The following is a 14,392-nucleotide window of genomic DNA, read 5'->3' as shown; positions in this document are numbered from 1 at the left end:
CGCTATGCCAAAGCATATATATGGACACAATGCCGGTTTTTTGGCTGGTCCAAGATCGAACGCAATCGGGTATTCTAAGGAGATGGATCTATCTAATCGAGTAAAGAGTATTCCCTCTTCGGTCACTCTGCAGGTGACAGCCCGTATCCGGGAACTAAAGGCCGAAGGGAAGGACGTCATTGGTTTTGGGGCAGGGGAACCTAACTTTACAACACCAGAGGTGATTTCTCAGGCCGCCATTGCGTCACTTCAGGCGGGTGTTACTGGATATCAGCCGGTGCCAGGCACCAACCCAGCTCGTGAAGCGATAGCGGAAAAGCTTCGCAGCGAGAATGGTATTAATTGTCAGGCCTCGGATATCGTCATCTCTGCTGGCGGGAAACATTCAATTTATCTCGTTTGTCAGGCACTTCTCGACATGGGACGTGGTCAAGAAGTTGTTTTGCCGACACCAGCATGGGTTGGTTATAGACCTTCGATCGAACTCTCAGGCGGTACGGTCGTTGAGGTCCCAGGATCGACTGAAAATGACTTTAAGATCACCCCACAACAACTTGATGAGGCGATCACTGAAAACACAACGATGGTGATCTTCAATACGCCATCGAATCCTTGTGGCACAGCCTATACGCCTGATGAGATTCGAGCCCTTGCTGAGGTGCTCGCATCACATCCGAAACCACTTATTCTCAGTGATGAGATCTATGAGAAGCTTCTTTACGGAGGTTTTGATCACCTCTCCTTTGGATCGATTCCTGAGATTGCGGATCGTGTGATCACGATCAATGGTCTAAGCAAGAGCTTTGCGATGACTGGATGGCGCATTGGGTATACATGTGCTCCTGGCACTGTTGGTGGAGAAAAGGGAGGCCTTGCCAAGGCGATGACTCGACTTCAGAGTCAGATGAATACCTGCATTACCAGTTTCACCTACGCAGCAGTGGAAGCTGCAATGCGAGATGCAGATGCAGATGTCGCCATGATGCGAGAGGCCTTCGCAGAGCGAGCACAAGTGATTTACGAGCAGATCTGTCAATGGCCAGAAGTCCAATGCCCCAAGCCAACAGGCGCTTTCTATGCCTTCCCTGATATCAGTGCCTACTTTGGCCGGGTTTCACCAGCCGGCAAGCCCATTGAATCAGCGGTTGATTTTGCGAGTGCTCTTCTCGAAGAGACACTTGTCGCGGTGGTTCCAGGTGAGGACTTTGGTGAAATTGCCCGGGGCCATGTACGCCTGAGTTTCGCTACGACCCTTGAGCAAATTGTTGAAGGCTGCCAGAGAGTCGAGCAATGGTTGTCCAAGATTCCTTCCCAGAAAGCGATTGGTTCTGCCTGATTGGTGTCGCTAGGCCATGGAAAATCTTGCTCTAGTCCCCCTAGATGACTCAGAAAGCCGTCTTTTGGCGTGAAGCATGACTATCTCCGCCAGATCATTCAACGGCATTGCTTATCGACCACTCCCTCCCAGGAGTGGACTTCTGGGGATGGGTTGATACACTTTCCCGTCTAACAGATGCAAGAGCCCAGTTTTAGGATGGACCAACAGTATGGTCATTGCGACAGAAGAAAAATCAGAGCTGATTCGCGACTATCAACTTCATGATGGCGACACTGGTTCGCCAGATGTACAGATCGCGATTCTCACGGCACGAATTCTCGAACTCACTGATCATGTGCGAACCCATAAACATGATCACCACTCGCGGCGTGGATTAGTGCTCATGGTTGGCAAAAGAAATCGTCTTCTTCGCTACCTTGCTCGTACCGACCGTTCTCGCTATCAGGCTCTGATCAAGCGACTTGGACTACGAAAGTAGAGCATCTTTTGAAATAGCAGATCCCACTGCGGGGTCTTCACAGTTCAGCGAGTCGACCTTGACGACTTAGCGGCAGTGGACAAGCCACAGCTTCAAACGCCAGTATTCTGTTGTTTGTCTTCTGCCTCCGTAGTCATGGCGACTTAACCTAAGTAGGCATTTCGGCGCACAAGCTGCGTTAATGCCGCCATGATTTTTAAAGAGGTTGATCGATGAAAAAACACGTTGTTATTGAACGAGAAATCGCCGGCAGAACGCTGCGATTTGAAACTGGAAAGATCGCCAGATTGGCGAGTGGCGCTGTAATTGCGTCTTATGGCGATTCTGCTGTGATGGCGACTGCCATGCGAGCAGATCCACGACCTGGGCTAGACTTTTTCCCACTCCAGTGTGATTACCGAGAGTACTACACTGCTTCTGGAAAGTTCCCAGGCGGTTTCAGAAAGCGTGAGGGCGCTCCAAATGAAAAAGAGATCCTCACGATGCGGATGATTGACCGTCCTATCCGCCCACTCTTTCCTGATGGCTTTGTAGATGAGGTTCAAATTCAAGCCTGGGTCATGAGTCATGATGGTCAGAACGATACTGATGTACTTGCTTGTACAGCTGCATCTGCAGCGCTGTGTCTGACTGATGCTCCATTCGAAGGACCTGTCGCTACGATTCGCGTTGGTCGTGTAATGACCGATGATGGTGAGACCTTAATCATCAACCCTAGCGCTACCCAAATGGAGTACTCCGATCTAGATCTGGTTCTCTCAGGTCATAAAGATGGGATCAACATGATTGAAGTGGGTGCCGCCGAGGTACCCGAGGCTGATGTGCTGGCAGCAATCAGCTATGGCTATGAGAATGGGATCAAGCCTATTCTAGAAATGCAAATTGAGCTGATGGAGAAAGCTGGCACAACTGAGAAGCGTGCTGGTGAGTTAATGTTGCCAGATGATGAGGTCATAGCGAAGGTCAAAGCTGCGGCTGCCGATGCGATGGAAAAAGCTCGTCGTATTCATGGTAAAGCTGATCGCCAGGAAGCAATCTCAACTCTTAAGAAACAGATGCTTCATGATCACTTCAACATTCCAGATGGCCTCTTGTACACTGAGCACATTGCTAAAGAAAAGCAAAAGCAGCAAGCAGGCGAAGCATTCCGTCAACTAGAAAAGAAGACAGCCCATCGCTTAATTGCTGAAGAAGACGTCCGAGCAGATGGTCGTGCGATGGACGAGATTCGACCCCTCGAGATGGAAGTCGGTATTTTCCCCCGTACACACGGTTCATCATTCTTCCAGCGTGGCGAAACGCAGGCATTGGTGACCTGTGCACTTGGCAGTGGGCGGGATGAACAGGTTGTAGATGGCCTGATGCCTGAGTATGCCAAGAAGTTCTACCTGCATTACCTGTTCCCACCATTCTGTGTGGGCGAAGCTGGTCGTATCATGGGACCTGGTCGTCGTGAGATCGGTCACGGCTCGTTGGCGGAGAGATCTCTACTGGCCATTCTTCCAGATGTCGAAGATTTCCCATACACCGTGCGACTTAAGTGTGATATCACCGAGTCCAATGGCTCATCTTCGATGGCATCTGTCTGTGGCGGTTGCTTAGCGCTCATGGATGCCGGTGTACCAATCAAAGCGACTTGTGCAGGAATCTCTGTTGGTCGATTCACAAGTGGCTCTGGAACTGTAAAGCACATTACTGACATCATTGGCGAAGAAGATTTCTTCGGCGAGATGGACTTCAAAGTTTCTGGTACACGTGAAGGAATCACGGGCATACAGCTCGATCTGAAAGCACGTGGTCTTCTTGTTGATGAGATTGAGGTCATCTTTGCCCAGGCACGTAAGGGCCGAATTGAGCTCATCGATCAGATTGAGGCCGTTATTCCTACGCCAAGAAGTGAACTATCAGAGCATGCACCTCGCATTGTGAGCATGACGATCGATCCTGAAAAAATCGGCAAGGTCATTGGGCCTGGTGGCAAGACCATCCGTAGTATTCAGGAGCGAACTGGCGCGACTGTCGACATTGAGAACGATGGCACCGTACACATCGCCGCTGTAAATAAAGAAGCAGGCGATCAGGCAAAGGCAGAGGTAGAAGCACTGGCCGCAGAGATTAAGGTTGGCACAATCTATGAGGGCAAAGTTGTTTCCACCAAGGACTTTGGTGCATTCATCGAAATTGTTGATGGCACTGACGGTATGTGCCACATCTCAGAACTTGCTGATGGATTCGTTAAGTCAGTAAGCGACGAGGTGAAGGTTGGAGATATGGTCAAGGTTAAGGTTATCGATGTTGATTCGAATGGTCGCATCAAGCTTTCACGGAAAGCAGCGATGGCGCCACTTGAGGAAGCGACGGCCGAGTAAGTTACAATCATTGACTATGTGTTAAGGATTTATTGGTAAGAATCCTTCGGAGGCACTCATTCCGATGGGCGTCATCTGGCTTGCAATCGGATTTGTCTTTGGACTGCTTTGCAGCCTGCCCCTGGTCTACTACTTGCTACAGCGAGCAGAGATCAGGGCGCGGGAAGCGGAGCGTCGTGCATTGGCGAGCGAGCGACTTGCTGAACTTGGTTCGATGACAGGTGGCCTTGCCCACGAAATTAAGAATCCACTTTCCACAATTGGTCTCAATGCCCAGTTGCTTTCAGAGGGGATCACCGAGTTAGATCTGGATGAGGTTCCGCGTGGACGTCTGTTGCGTCGGGTGGCGGCCCTCGGAAGCGAGGTCGAGCGACTCGGAGGTATCTTGACGGACTTTCTTCAGTTTGCTGGTCGCATTCGACTGTCGCCAGAGCGGTGTGACCTTGTGAAGCTCGTTCGTGAACTGGAAGATTTTTATCACCCACAGTGTGATCAAGCGGGCATTCAGTTGACGACTGAGCTGCCCGAGAAATCAGTTGATGTGATGCTTGATGTAGGGCATATCAAACAGGCGCTTCTGAATCTAATGATCAATGCGACACAGGCTATTACGACGGATGAAAGTCGGCAAGATGGCACCATTACTTTGCGACTTGTTTTGGCTGAGAAAGAATTAGAAATACACGTCATTGATAATGGTCCGGGTATTTCTGAGACGAAGAAGAGTGAAATCTTTCGGCCTTATGTTTCCCACAAGTCAGGCGGTACCGGTCTCGGGCTGTCAACAGCTCGGCGATTAATTGAAGAGCATGGCGGCAGACTGGAAGTCAAGTCAGAAGAAGGGCGAGGGTCAGACTTCGTGGTGACGCTTCCAAGTCGAGGCGTAAACTAGATGGCATTTGCTTCAGTCTAGGAAGTCTTTTTTCTTCAGTCGCTCTGGAACATAGACCTCAGAGACATACGAAATATCTTTCGTGATTAAGGATTCGACTTCCATTTTGAAGTCGTTTCGTAGCATCTGCTTAATCTCTTTTTGCCAGTCTTTTCGATCTTCAAACCACGGGTAATTTGCGATTTGTTTGGCTCGCGTAATATCACGATCGTTCAAGGCAATCTTGACATCATCAGATAGGTCATACCGCTCAAAATCAGATGCACGAATTCCCATGAACTTGGCTTCAGGCACAGCCATTCGTTTGCTTTCAAAAGCGAGGTTGATTGAGCCTTGCTTGATGACACTGTAGATGTAGTGACCCCAGGGGTCACAATCCAAAAGGCAATAGATTGGTAATCCAAGTTCGTGATTGAGGCGGTGTAGAAGACGCCTCACCCCACGTGGTGGTTGCCCCGACCCCTCGGTCAGAATGCAGTTATGAGTTTCCCAGAAACGATCTTCGTTAAAGCGACTCCAGACAGTGTCCTTCTCAACATGGAGCACGAAGTCTGCTTCGCATTTATCAAACTTAATGATGTCGGGTTCGCAAATACTTGGAATGGCATAGCCGCCGGTGCCCATGCGACGGCAGTTAATTTCATCGCCATTGTCAATAACAGTGATATTGCCAACCATGGTGCCACGTTTTTTTGCAAAGACATGAAGTTCTTCACGTAAGCCATTAAGTGACACTTCAAGGTCCTCAAGGATGCCATCCGATTCACCTTGATCATCAAAGGTTTTTTCTTTGCTGCCCTCAATAGTGTGAAGTGACATGTAGTACATACCACGCAGGCTCAGCGTTTTGTCAGCCTGGATGAGGTCCTTGCATCCCTTGGCTAAGAGCACGGTCTGCATAAATTTACGAGCCTGGCTCGTATTAAAAAGTGCTCGCTGTTGGGAAGCGTCGCCCATTTCTAAAATGCGCCGACGCTTATTGAATCGCATATTCGTGATCGTTCGCATTGGGATGGCGACAGATGGATCAGTCTGAGAAAGACTGTCTTTGACCACCGAATTCGCCATCGATCCAATACTCTTGAGCGTTTTGGCGTCACGGTCTTTGGTAACAGCAGATTGCTTGACGGTCTTTTTGCGCGTCACTGACTTCTTTGTCACCGACTTTTTCGCTGCTCGTTTTTTTGTGGTTGCCTTCTTCGCCATCGGATCAAATTCCTATGCCACGGTCAGTCATGAGCGACGAGAACGCCGCACCTTTTTCTTCTTCACAATTCGTTTTTTCTTTGTCTTCTTCTTGCCTGCTTTGGAGCCAAGTAGGATTCCTTGTTTGTCATCCTGGCGGACCCGTCGAGCCTTCTTCTTCAAGGTTCTAGTGCCACTTTTGGCGGTGGTTTTCTTCTTTGTCTTCTTTCGTGTCTTCTTTCCCGACTTCTTACCCGACTTCTTACCGCCTCGAGACTTTCCTTTGACGGGGTCTCCGAAGAGATCAGTATCAATCTGATCTGCGGTGACTTTCTGATCAGCATCAAGGACAACGACATTGTCGTCACCGGCGAGGCCATCATCATCTGCAATAAAATTGCCATCTTGATCGAGTTGGAAGTCAGCCTCAGCGGTTTTATGATCAGCCATCTTCTTAAGTGCGTCGTAAACGGTTTTAGCGGGCGTTCCAGTTATTGCCTCGCAGCTCTTAGCAATTTCGCCAATGTAGCGAGCAAAGATGCCACGTCTTTCAGCTTGGTGTTGCATGCGCTTGCGTCGGCGCAAGTACGTGCCCAGTTTACGTCCACATTCTTGAATCGCTAAACGCATTTCCTTGCGGATTTCGTCGTAATCTGCAATTGCTTCTTTTGATTCGCTCGTAAATGGAACCCAGACGCTGGCCATATGAATGAGGAGCACGATCGGCCCAGATGGCAGCGTGTTCTTCGACTGGCTCATGCCATAGTTGCGCCAACTCGTTTCAATGGCCGCCTTAAACGAGCAGCAGCCGGCTTGCTGATAGAGCAGTGGTACTCGATTCGCAAATCGAAGAACCCGAGCCGATTCTTCGGTCGGTAAGGAGCCGCCAAAAGCCATGGCCACTTCGATTTGGAAGGGATTGCCGCGGTAGACGCTTGGTGGCCTTGTTGCCGCAGTGAAAAATTCTGCTTCTACTTCTTTGAGTAATCCGGACAAAAGCGCACGTGATCCAATTGGTACCAAGCAGTCAACTGGTGGCGAACTGATCTTTGTGTCCTGAATCGCTTGGTACAACGATTCCGCCTGCTCATGTCCAACCTGCTTGATCCATGTGCGGTTCGTGATGCCGGCTTTAGAGCAAAGCTCTTTCGCCTTGCCAGGTCCAACTCGGCAAAAGTCTTTTTGTAGGAAGGCCCCAAGTTGCGTTGACTTGGTGCGTTCTAACATCTGAATAAGAGTGCCGAGTTCGATTCCTTTTGGGTGGGGTTTTATTTCCTTTGGTTCAGGTGGAAGTTCTTTGACCGCCCGAGGAAATTCAAAAGTCTCATTGGAAGGTGAGACATAGGTGATATTTGCATGTGGATTGGCAATGGCAGTTTGTTCGAGATACGCATCAACAGATTGTTTGCCCTTTTGGTACTTGCCATCGAGCTCGATTGTGACTTGTGTACCATGGCCATCCTTGAATAGATGATCATCCTCTGGGTGCTCGGTATCACTCACAATTTCTGGGCGGTTCTTGCTTGTGTCAATCTTGAGAAGCACTTCGTGAGCAGGTTTCTTCTTTCCCGTCTTTGAGATAATGGTGACAGGTTTACCCGTCGTCATCAGGCCATACATGCCGGCAGCTGAAATACCGATTCCCTGTTGCCCACGCGACATTCTCATCCGGTGGAACTTTGATCCGTACAACAGTTTTCCAAAGACATTATCAATCTGAGATCGTACGATTCCAGGGCCGTTATCACGTACGGTCACCTTGAAACGTGAATCATTGACTTGAAGAATCTGAACGAATAGATCGGGCAGAAATCCTGCTTCCTCACAAGCGTCCAGCGCGTTATCCACTGCTTCCTTAATTGTTGTGAGCAATGCCTTGCGAGGGTTATCGAAGCCCAGCAGGTGACGGTTCTTTGCAAAGAACTCACTGACAGATATTTCACGCTGCTGTTTAGCCATCGACTCCGCGTTAGAGCGGGAGGATGACTTTTTCTTTGAGGCAGTTTCCTGCTTGGCCATTGATTTAGAGGACTTTGATAGTGGTGTTAGCGTGGTCATGGTGGCCGTCCCTGGCTTGCCCGCGAAAATCTGTGCGTAAGGAGGAGGAGATAAGAAGCTCCTGCCTCCAGACAACGGCCAGCATACTTGATCGGCTCTTCTTTGCCTGGTCCGTTGGATATCACGCCTCAGAAGCGGGTCCCACTGGAGTCTCAGCCGCTGAGAGGGTATGCTCTCCGCCCCGTCAGACGCCCAGAGGCAATCGACCTATCCGTTAGAGAGGAACCCACCATGGAAACCACGCTCATCATTCTTAAACCCGACGCTGTTCAGCGCGGACTCATGGGACGCATCATCTCGCGATTTGAGGACAAAGGCCTTCAAGTGGTGGGAGCCAAGCTGATGCTGATCACACCAGAACTGGCAGCTCAACACTATCAAGACCACCAGGGGAAGCCTTTTTATGATGGACTGGTTCGGTTTATGACGAGCTCGCCAGTGCTCGTGCTTGCACTCAGGGGACTTGGGGCGATCGGTGTTTGCCGCAAAATGATGGGTGCCACATTTGGCCAGGATGCCGATCCAGGTACGATTCGTGGTGATTTCGGGCTCTCGAGAAGCTTCAATTTGATCCACGGCTCAGATAGCCCTGAGGCAGCCAAGAAAGAGCTTTCACTATTTTTCGGTACTGAGGGAGTGCTGGATTTTGAGCGTGCTCATGAAGGCTGGATCTATGATTTAACCGGCGGTAGCCCAGAATAATCGACTAAATGTCCTCAAAGACGTTTTTTTTACCGCGATCACTCAGTAAGTGATCTATATCTCATTGGCGGATCTGATGCCGCTATGGCCTGGCAAAAAGCCTATTTTTGGGCTAGGAGTGACTCTTTCTTGTGTCTGGTCATTCAAATCCATTCTCGGGATATAGGAGTGCTAGGGGTTGCTGGGAGTCTTTTTCGTAATTATTTGAATGAAACCCGGTCTGAACCCGTTAACCCTCTGGAGCGTATGGATAGAAGACGGACAGGGCCATGGCTGCGCTAGTTTTGAAGCATCGTCCTGGATCGTCCAACTTCTGCGGATTGGTGCCCAAATGCACCGTTCTAGGGAACCTGAGGCTCGATGATCGAGTCTCACTTGTGAGGGGCGCCCCACCTTAGGGGCAGGCGTCGCGAATTGGCTCTCACCGGGGGCCGTAATGAGGTGACCACTGGCGTGGTCTCAAGCTAATGAAAAGGCACGGATGATAGGCAACACTTCACCATTTGATCGCATTCGGGAGCGTCAGCGAGCCTCTGATCGTTGGTCGCAAGATCAGTTTGAGACATTGTTCGAGATGGACTATCGAACAGGCCTCACCCTCAACGATGAGGACATCTTAAAAAGACTTCTAGACCAGCCGATGGATTACATCGACTCGCAGGAGTTTTACGATAAAGGTGCTGAACAGGCAATTTTAGATGATGCACCTGACATTGAACGCCCAGATGTAAGCTGGTATCGCCCGTTAATGGACGATCTTTCGGCAGCAAACAAGAAGCGCAATACTGGTGGATCAGTTGTGCTTACGGCAGCCGAAGAACGCGTCATTTTTCTGCAGTACAACTATGCAAGGCATCGTGTTGCGCAACTGCAACATGAGATTGGTCCGAGTCGACCAAGTGAAGACCAGGTCAAGAGTCTGCTTCATTGGTATTGCAGGGCGAGATCTTTTCGTGAGCAAATTGCTGAGACCAATCTTGCACTCGTGCTTGCTATGGCGAAGCGCACGAGAATGAGCGAGGTTGACTTCGCTGATCTTGTCAGTGAAGGAAACATGGCACTGCTTCGTTCTGTCGATAAATTTGATTGTGGTCGTGGATTTAAATTTAGTACCTATGCGTGCCGCGCTATTCTGAAGGCATTCTCCCGTCAGGGTATGAAGCTCAGTAAGTATCGCCAACGTTTTCCAACCGATTTTGATCCGGCCTTAGAAAAATCGAATCACCTTGAGATCACTCGTGGTGTTCGTGAGAAGGAACTTGCGGAAGAGGTGAAGGATATTGTTGGATCCAATGCCGCATCGCTTTCTAGCGTTGAGCAGACGGTCGTTGAACATCGATTTGGATTAGATAGTAAGGAACTACAAAAGCCACTGACGCTTGAACAAGTGGGTCAGATCATTGGTGTCACCAAAGAGCGTGTTCGGCAGATCCAGAACAAGGCATTGGAGAAGATCAAGAGTATCCTTCATGAGCGTACTGAGGGCCCCTTGATCGCAGAGGATGAGTCAATGAGCCTTCCAGGCAACAACTGACGACTTTATTAACGGAAAGCCCGCCTTTGGGACCTCAAGAGCCAATGCTGGACTAGCTGCCGGGCCGATACTCATAACCATGCCGGTCCACTCAAGCGAAGCATCTGATTCTCAGCCCCGCAAAGGGCGTGGTCGAGGTGGATCTGCAAAGCAGACCGACCTCGGCTTGCCGGTCGTTCAGCCTCGGCGGGCAACAAGCATCAAAAAATCAAAGAGTGGTCGAAGGCGCGCTGTGGTGCTGGCGTTTGTGCAGTTACTCATATTCCTCCACATTGGCGTGTGGTTGCTCAGTCAGCACTACGGTTGGTTTGGCGGCATGACGATTTCACCAGTTGAGCCTTCCGAAGGTATGGCTCTTACCCGTAATGGGATCATCAACGCTGGGGCAATCTTTTTTATTGGGGCGCTTCTTTCGACGCTGATCTTAGGTCGATGGTTTTGCGGGTGGGGATGCCACCTTGTTTTACTCCAAGATCTTTGTGGTTGGATCATGAAGAGATTTGGGGTTCGTCCGAAAGCATTTCGTACGCGATTCTTAATTTACACACCAGTCGCGCTGGTGTTGTACATGTACATCTGGCCACTGGTTTATCGATTCTTATGGATTCCATTGGTTGGTGATTCAGCGTTGCCGTGGCCTGGATTTTCTATAGAACTCACCACCAGCCACTTCTGGGAAACCTTTCCTGGGATTGTTATTGGTGTGCTGACGCTGGTGGTGTGTGGATTTGCAACAGTCTACTTTTTGGGAGCGAAAGGTTTTTGCACGTATGGATGCCCTTACGGTGGGGCTTTCGCCCCCTTAGATCGACTCGCCATTGGCCGTATTCGTGTTACAGATTCGTGTGAGCAGTGCGGTCACTGCACAGCCGTATGTACATCAAATGTACGTGTTCATGAAGAGGTGCGAGAATTCGGGATGGTTGTTGATCCCGGATGCATGAAGTGTTTGGACTGTGTAAGTGTTTGCCCAAATGACGCGCTCTATTTTGGATTGGGTCGCCCATCTCTCGCAAAGGGTAAGCCCAAGAACAAAAAAATAAAACGCAACTATGATCTGACGCTTGCGGAGGAATTCGGCCTCGCAGTATTGATGGTCGCCTTATTCTGGATTTTTAGAGGTTCCTATGGAACAGTCTCCATGTTGCTTGCTGTTGGTATCGCATCAATAGTCATATTTATATTCTGGAAAACATGGCGAATGTTCCGAAATCAAAGCGTCAACTTTTTGCACGCCAAGCTTAGGTATAAGGGGAAGCTCAAGTTTACGGGCGGGGTATTTATCTTGCTGTCTGTAGTCTTGTTGGCTTTATCAGTACAGTTGGGTCTTATTCGCTTCTTTGACATGAGAGCTACTTATCACGAGTCTTTCGTAGACACGCCTGTCGAGGCACTATTACAGTTCAATCCACCGACACTAAGTGACGAAGAGTTCGCCCATTTGAAAGCGGCGGATCAATATTTGACATGGTCATCTGGAATGGCCAGTGGTGGTATTGGCTTTATTGATTCTCGATTACCAGTTGTTGCAATGCGTCGAGCTCGTGTCTCAAGTTTGTTAGGACAATGGGATAAAGCGGAAGCAATACTCGAAGATATGGCAAGCTCACGTCGTGCGACAGAGTCAGTCATAAAGTTCTATGGCCGCGTGTTAGCAAAGCAGGGTCGGAATGATGAAATTTGGCTCTTCAATGAGCAGATTCTCAAGAAACGGCCGGAGTTTTCTGAAATCGCTAGCGCGTTGGCGCAATATCAGATTTCACGAGGACAAAACGAACTGGCGATTGAGACACTGCGGAATACCGTAGAGGCATCACCCTACAAGGCGCAGATCACTGGCCAACTTATTCAGCTTCTTATCTATTCCGGTGAATTGGATGAAGCAGCTGATCGACTTGAAATCGCACTAGAGAATTCATCTGCAAATCCAGCCTTCTGGGAGCAGCTCTCAATTGTGCGGGCCCGTCAAGAACAAGGTGCTGCCGCACTGGATGCAATGCGACGCGTGACTCGATTGCATCCAGCACCAGTTGAGTCGCTTCGTCGCCTGGCGCAAATGGAGATTTACTTTGGGGAACCAGGAGCAGGTGCGGAATCATTTCGTAAAGCGGACCAACTTGAAAAGCTTTTGAGTGGTCCCTCAGTAAATCAATCAAAATCAGCCTATCAAGTAGAAATAGCAATGTGGCAAGCACGAGAAGGGCGCTATGTTGCCTCAGTCATTGCTTTCCAGAAAGCTGTTGTCGAGTTTTTGCAGGAACGCGCCGGCCAGTAGTTCCGATTGCGTGTTTTGCTTGCCAACTTATGGAAGCACCCAACACGGCAGGGCTCATCTTTAAGTATTTTTGTGGTCGTGGTGTTCGAACCAATACGGAGGCTGGTAGCGGGGCAGTTGCCATGGTTGGTAATCATTTGCGTGACTTCGGATGGCACGAACAAAGACTTCACTGTGATTGATCGTTTGCGTGATATCTTCAAAGCCACGTAGTTTTAGCATTGACTCCACATCATCGAACAAAAATCTACGGTTGATTAATGGCGCGTAAATATCGTGATAGTTGTGGACCTTCGAAGGATCTTTTTTGGCATGTTTGAGTAGAAATTTGTATTTCAACTCAGCGGTAGGAAGAGAATTGTAATACAGCCGTTGTTTAAAAAGCCTAAGGTCATCCCGATAGCTCACGGTTTCTCTGCCGTACAGGTAGAGGTACAAAAGGCCATTTGAGGTCAACATGCGAACGAGTTCATCAAGTCCTTTATTGAACTGTCGGCAGTGATGGAGCACGCCCCAACAAAAGACCAAATCATATTTTTTCTGTGGAAGGACATGAGATAAATCTTCAATGCTTGAGACGTAAAATGATTTTTGTACGTCAAACGGCGTCAGTGCCTGTCGAGTTTCTTCTATAGCAACCTCATTGACATCGACGGCGGTAATGTTGGCGCCGAGCTCCGCAAACCCATAAGACCATCGCCCATTACCACATCCAACATCAAGAACATTTTTGCCAGCGAACCACTTGGGATCAATTTGTATTTCTTCTTCACTCAAAATACGACTGACGTTGTTCTTGAACCACGGGTCACTGAGAAGGTATTGGCCTTCTTTAAGATGTTCCCATTGGTGAGCAAAACTATCTTTAGTTTGCGTTGCTGTTATGGCAATTGCTTGATCAAGATCATGGGTAGCTTGGTAAAGTAGCTCGTAGAGCGTGTTGACTTCTTTTCCTGTGTGAAGCGAAGTGATTTTATCTTGCACTGTATTGCGCAGGCCTTTGAGTATATTTTTAAAACTCATTGGCGACTCCCTCTCACACGGTCGTTGTTTAGCGTATTAGCAATTGGCTGGTTCAGAGAACAACGCATGTAGCTCGTCACTGTCTTGAGCGGTATAGGCGCGGTTGCGAAACACGGAGTCAGACATCTTGCGACTGATTTTGCCCAACGCTTGAATATGATCATGCGTGTTGTCAGGTGGAGATAGCAGCAAAATGACTAACTCAACAGGATGTTGGTCGGGCGCTTCAAAATCAACGGGTTTGATTGGGCGCCCAATAGCCATAAAGAGTCGATCAATTCCGGCGATTCGGCCATGTGGAATTGCCAGGCCTTCTCCAATACCTGTGCTGCGCTGTTGCTCGCGTTCCCAGACAGCAGCCTTAATTGCTTCGCCATCTAAAGAAACATGCACGCTCGTAACAAGGTCGACCAGTTCATTGATCACGCCCTGTCGGTCTTCTGCTTCCAAGGGAGCTTTTATGGTGTCTGCCGAAATGAGATCTGCAATATTCATTAGTAATCTGTGTGGTTTGGTTGTTGGGGGCTGCCATCAAGG

At 49.2% G+C, this 14,392-nt stretch carries 11 protein-coding genes; 7 read left to right on the top strand and 4 right to left on the bottom strand.

Annotated elements, in window-relative coordinates:
• Positions 1–4: 4 nt before the first annotated feature.
• From P8J86_03655 to P8J86_03640, 4 genes are all read left to right on the top strand, one after another.
• A complete protein-coding gene (locus P8J86_03655; protein MDG2053782.1) occupies positions 5–1,336 on the top strand; it encodes a pyridoxal phosphate-dependent aminotransferase in 1,332 nt (443 codons plus the stop codon).
• A gap of 211 nt (positions 1,337–1,547) precedes the next feature.
• The gene (gene rpsO, locus P8J86_03650; protein MDG2053781.1) at positions 1,548–1,817 is read left to right on the top strand and encodes a 30S ribosomal protein S15; all 270 of its coding nucleotides are present in this window, start codon (positions 1,548–1,550) and stop codon (positions 1,815–1,817) included.
• 212 nt (positions 1,818–2,029) lie between these two features.
• Complete coding sequence (gene pnp / locus P8J86_03645) at positions 2,030–4,186, top strand: polyribonucleotide nucleotidyltransferase (GenBank protein ID MDG2053780.1); 2,157 nt, start codon at positions 2,030–2,032, stop codon at positions 4,184–4,186.
• A 64-nt stretch (positions 4,187–4,250) separates the two neighbouring features.
• Positions 4,251–5,078 (top strand): ATP-binding protein, encoded by an 828-nt coding sequence (locus P8J86_03640; protein MDG2053779.1) that lies wholly within the window; start codon positions 4,251–4,253, stop codon positions 5,076–5,078.
• Positions 5,079–5,090: 12 nt separating this feature from the next.
• On the opposite strand, the gene P8J86_03635 is transcribed toward P8J86_03640, so the two are convergent.
• Positions 5,091–6,284: a DNA topoisomerase IV subunit A gene (locus tag P8J86_03635; GenBank protein ID MDG2053778.1), complete on the bottom strand. Its 1,194-nt coding sequence runs from the start codon at positions 6,282–6,284 to the stop codon at positions 5,091–5,093.
• 27 nt (positions 6,285–6,311) lie between these two features.
• Positions 6,312–8,321, bottom strand: a complete 2,010-nt coding sequence (locus tag P8J86_03630) for a DNA topoisomerase VI subunit B (GenBank protein ID MDG2053777.1) — start codon at positions 8,319–8,321, stop codon at positions 6,312–6,314.
• 231 nt (positions 8,322–8,552) lie between these two features.
• Here P8J86_03630 and ndk point away from each other — a divergent pair, with 231 nt between their 5' ends.
• From ndk to P8J86_03615, 3 genes are all read left to right on the top strand, one after another.
• Complete coding sequence (gene ndk, locus P8J86_03625; GenBank protein MDG2053776.1) at positions 8,553–9,023, top strand: nucleoside-diphosphate kinase; 471 nt, start codon at positions 8,553–8,555, stop codon at positions 9,021–9,023.
• 481 nt (positions 9,024–9,504) lie between these two features.
• A complete protein-coding gene (locus P8J86_03620; GenBank protein ID MDG2053775.1) occupies positions 9,505–10,557 on the top strand; it encodes a sigma-70 family RNA polymerase sigma factor in 1,053 nt (350 codons plus the stop codon).
• A gap of 79 nt (positions 10,558–10,636) precedes the next feature.
• Positions 10,637–12,832, top strand: coding sequence for a 4Fe-4S binding protein (locus tag P8J86_03615; protein ID MDG2053774.1), 2,196 nt, complete (start codon positions 10,637–10,639; stop codon positions 12,830–12,832).
• Positions 12,833–12,892: 60 nt separating this feature from the next.
• Here the strand turns inward: P8J86_03615 and P8J86_03610 are convergent, their stop codons facing one another.
• Together P8J86_03610 and P8J86_03605 are read right to left on the bottom strand one after the other, a co-directional pair.
• Positions 12,893–13,855 carry a class I SAM-dependent methyltransferase gene (locus tag P8J86_03610; GenBank protein MDG2053773.1) on the bottom strand — a complete coding sequence of 321 codons (963 nt, stop codon included), beginning with the start codon at positions 13,853–13,855 and terminating at the stop codon, positions 12,893–12,895.
• A gap of 36 nt (positions 13,856–13,891) precedes the next feature.
• Positions 13,892–14,350 (bottom strand): PTS sugar transporter subunit IIA, encoded by a 459-nt coding sequence (locus P8J86_03605; GenBank protein MDG2053772.1) that lies wholly within the window; start codon positions 14,348–14,350, stop codon positions 13,892–13,894.
• Positions 14,351–14,392: the final 42 nt, after the last annotated feature.

It is taken from the genome of Phycisphaerales bacterium (assembly GCA_029268515.1).
GTDB lineage: Bacteria > Planctomycetota > Phycisphaerae > Phycisphaerales > SM1A02 > JAQWNP01.
This window is presented reverse-complemented; position numbering and strand designations above follow the sequence as displayed.

Excerpts from the sequence above, each read along its gene's own strand:
- P8J86_03655 (MDG2053782.1), top strand. The coding sequence starts at position 5 with ATGCCAAAGCATATATATGGACACAATGCCGGTTTTTTGGCTGGTCCA.
- rpsO (MDG2053781.1), top strand. The coding sequence starts at position 1,548 with ATGGTCATTGCGACAGAAGAAAAATCAGAGCTGATTCGCGACTATCAA.
- pnp (MDG2053780.1), top strand. The coding sequence starts at position 2,030 with ATGAAAAAACACGTTGTTATTGAACGAGAAATCGCCGGCAGAACGCTG.
- P8J86_03640 (MDG2053779.1), top strand. The coding sequence starts at position 4,251 with ATGGGCGTCATCTGGCTTGCAATCGGATTTGTCTTTGGACTGCTTTGC.
- P8J86_03635 (MDG2053778.1), bottom strand. The coding sequence starts at position 6,284 with ATGGCGAAGAAGGCAACCACAAAAAAACGAGCAGCGAAAAAGTCGGTG.
- P8J86_03630 (MDG2053777.1), bottom strand. The coding sequence starts at position 8,321 with ATGACCACGCTAACACCACTATCAAAGTCCTCTAAATCAATGGCCAAG.
- ndk (MDG2053776.1), top strand. The coding sequence starts at position 8,553 with ATGGAAACCACGCTCATCATTCTTAAACCCGACGCTGTTCAGCGCGGA.
- P8J86_03620 (MDG2053775.1), top strand. The coding sequence starts at position 9,505 with ATGATAGGCAACACTTCACCATTTGATCGCATTCGGGAGCGTCAGCGA.
- P8J86_03615 (MDG2053774.1), top strand. The coding sequence starts at position 10,637 with ATGCCGGTCCACTCAAGCGAAGCATCTGATTCTCAGCCCCGCAAAGGG.
- P8J86_03610 (MDG2053773.1), bottom strand. The coding sequence starts at position 13,855 with ATGAGTTTTAAAAATATACTCAAAGGCCTGCGCAATACAGTGCAAGAT.
- P8J86_03605 (MDG2053772.1), bottom strand. The coding sequence starts at position 14,350 with ATGAATATTGCAGATCTCATTTCGGCAGACACCATAAAAGCTCCCTTG.